The 2,173-nt window shown below is 76.3% G+C and carries 1 protein-coding gene; it reads left to right on the forward strand.

The features are described 5' to 3' along the window. Positions 1-2,010, forward strand: a 2,010-nt coding sequence (gene cobT, locus D455_RS0124420; protein ID WP_017573301.1) for a nicotinate-nucleotide--dimethylbenzimidazole phosphoribosyltransferase, incomplete at its 5' end; no start/stop codon positions are given. Between the last annotated feature and the right edge of the window lie 163 nt (positions 2,011-2,173).

The raw sequence follows: 2,173 nt of genomic DNA on the forward strand, positions 1-2,173 counted from the left end.
CCTTCCGAACCCGCGGATCCGGAGCCGCGGGAGTCCTCCGCGCCCCCGGTGAACGCGCCGCCGCCGACCGGACCACCGCACCGGACCAAGGTCATCCCCTTCCGTGGTGGTGAGCGGCCCGCCGAGCCCGAGGCCGCCCACCCCACGGCCACCGAGCCAGAACAGAGCATGCACGCACACGAAGCAGCCGCCCCCGAGCCGCAGCGCGCCGGGCCGCCCGCGGCGACCCAGCCCGCGCAGGTCCAGCCCGTCCCCGAACCCGCGGAGGCCCCCGCGGGCGCCGAGGGCCTGACCGACCACGCCTACGACGACGCCGAACGCGCCGCCGTCCACCGGGCCCTCCGCGAACGCCGCGACGTCCGGACGGGTTTCCGTCCGGACCCGGTCCCCCACGACGTGCTCACCCGCGTCCTGGAGGCCGCCCACCAGGCGCCCGGCGTCGGCCACACCCAGCCCTGGGACTTCCTGGTCGTCGAGGACCCCGGCCTGCGCACCCGCGTCAGCGACCTCGCACGCGCCGAACACGAGGACCACGCGCGCGCCCTGCCGAACACCCGCTTCGGAGTCAGCGCCGCGTCCATCGACGACGCCCCCCTGAACATCGCCGTCACCGTCGACCCCACCCGGGGCGGATGGCACACCCCGGGCCGCCACGCCAGGCCCGCGAGCGCGTCCCACTCCGCCGCGCTCGCCGTGGATACCCTCTGGATCGCCGCGCGTGCCGAGGGCCTGGGCGTGGGCTGGGCCTCCCAGGTCGACGAACGCGACGTGGCCCGCGCCCTCGAACTCCCCTCCCACCTGGACGTGGTCGCCTACCTGTGCGTCGGTTACGTGGAGGAGTTCCCCGCCGGGCCCGAGCCCGACCCCTCCGGCCGGACCGGGGGCCGCCCCCTGGCCTGGGCGGTGCACCACGACCGCTACGGCCGCCGCGGTCTGCCCGGCCAGGAGCCCACGAGTCTGCTGGAGGAGACCATCACCGCCATCGGAGCGCTGAACACCCGCGCGGTGGAGGAGGCCAGAGACCGGCAGGACCGGATGACCAAGCCGCCCGGCTCCCTCGGCGTCCTGGAGGACGTCTCGGTCCAGTTGGCCGGGCTCGCCGGGGAGTGCCCCCCGCCGATCCCCGCACCGGCCTCCGTCGCCGTGTTCGCGGGCGACCACGGCGTGCACGCCCAGGGGGTGACCGACTGGCCCCAGGAGGTCACCGCGCAGATGGTGCACAACTTCCTGGAGGGCGGCGCGGTCGTCAACGCCTTCGCCGCCCAGGTCGGAGCCGAGGTCACCGTCGTGGACGTCGGCGTGGTCGCCGACCTGCCCAGCGTCCCCGGACTGCTGCCCCGCAAGGTCGCGCGCGGCACCGCCGACCTCACCCGGGGGCCCGCGCTCACCCGCCAGCAGGCCCTCCAGGCGCTGGAGAGCGGCATCGAGGTCGCCCGGGACCTGGTGGCGGCGGGCAACCGCTGCCTGGTCACCGGCGACATGGGCATCGCCAACACCACCCCGGCGGCGGCCCTGGTGTGCGCCTTCACCGGCGCGGACCCGGCACACGCCACCGGGCGGGGCACCGGAGTGGACGACGCCGTGTACACGCACAAGGTCGACGTGGTGCGGCGCGCCCTGGCCGCGAACCCGGTCGACCCGGACGACCCCATCGGGACCCTCGCCGCCCTGGGCGGTCTGGAACACGCCGCCCTGGCGGGGTTCGTCCTCGGCGGCGCCGCCCTGCGCGTCCCGGTCCTGCTGGACGGGGTCATCGCGGGGTCGGGCGCCCTGGCCGCCGCGGCGATCTCCCCGGAGGCCGTCGGCGCCTGCTTCGCCGGACACCGCTCCAGCGAGCCCGGGCACACCCTGGCCCTGGAGCACCTGGGCCTGCGCCCCCTGGTCGACCTGGAGATGCGCCTGGGCGAGGGGTCCGGGGCACTCCTGGCCCTGCCGCTGCTCCAGGCCGCGGCGCGCGTCCTGCGCGACGTCGCCACGTTCGACGACGCGGGCGTCTCCACCGCACGCTGACGCCTCCCACGGCCCCGCCCGCACCGACCCCCGGTGCGGGCGGACTCACACCCGGGGGCGGCTCCGGTTTACACCCGTGTAACGCCTCTTTGACAAGGTACTTTTGGAGCAATCGCCGAACCACGGCCAGCGGCTGGCGGTCCTCCTCCGTCAGCGTCCCGCC

The organism is Nocardiopsis halotolerans DSM 44410, assembly GCF_000341065.1.
In the GTDB taxonomy this organism is placed as follows: Bacteria; Actinomycetota; Actinomycetes; order Streptosporangiales; family Streptosporangiaceae; genus Nocardiopsis; species Nocardiopsis halotolerans.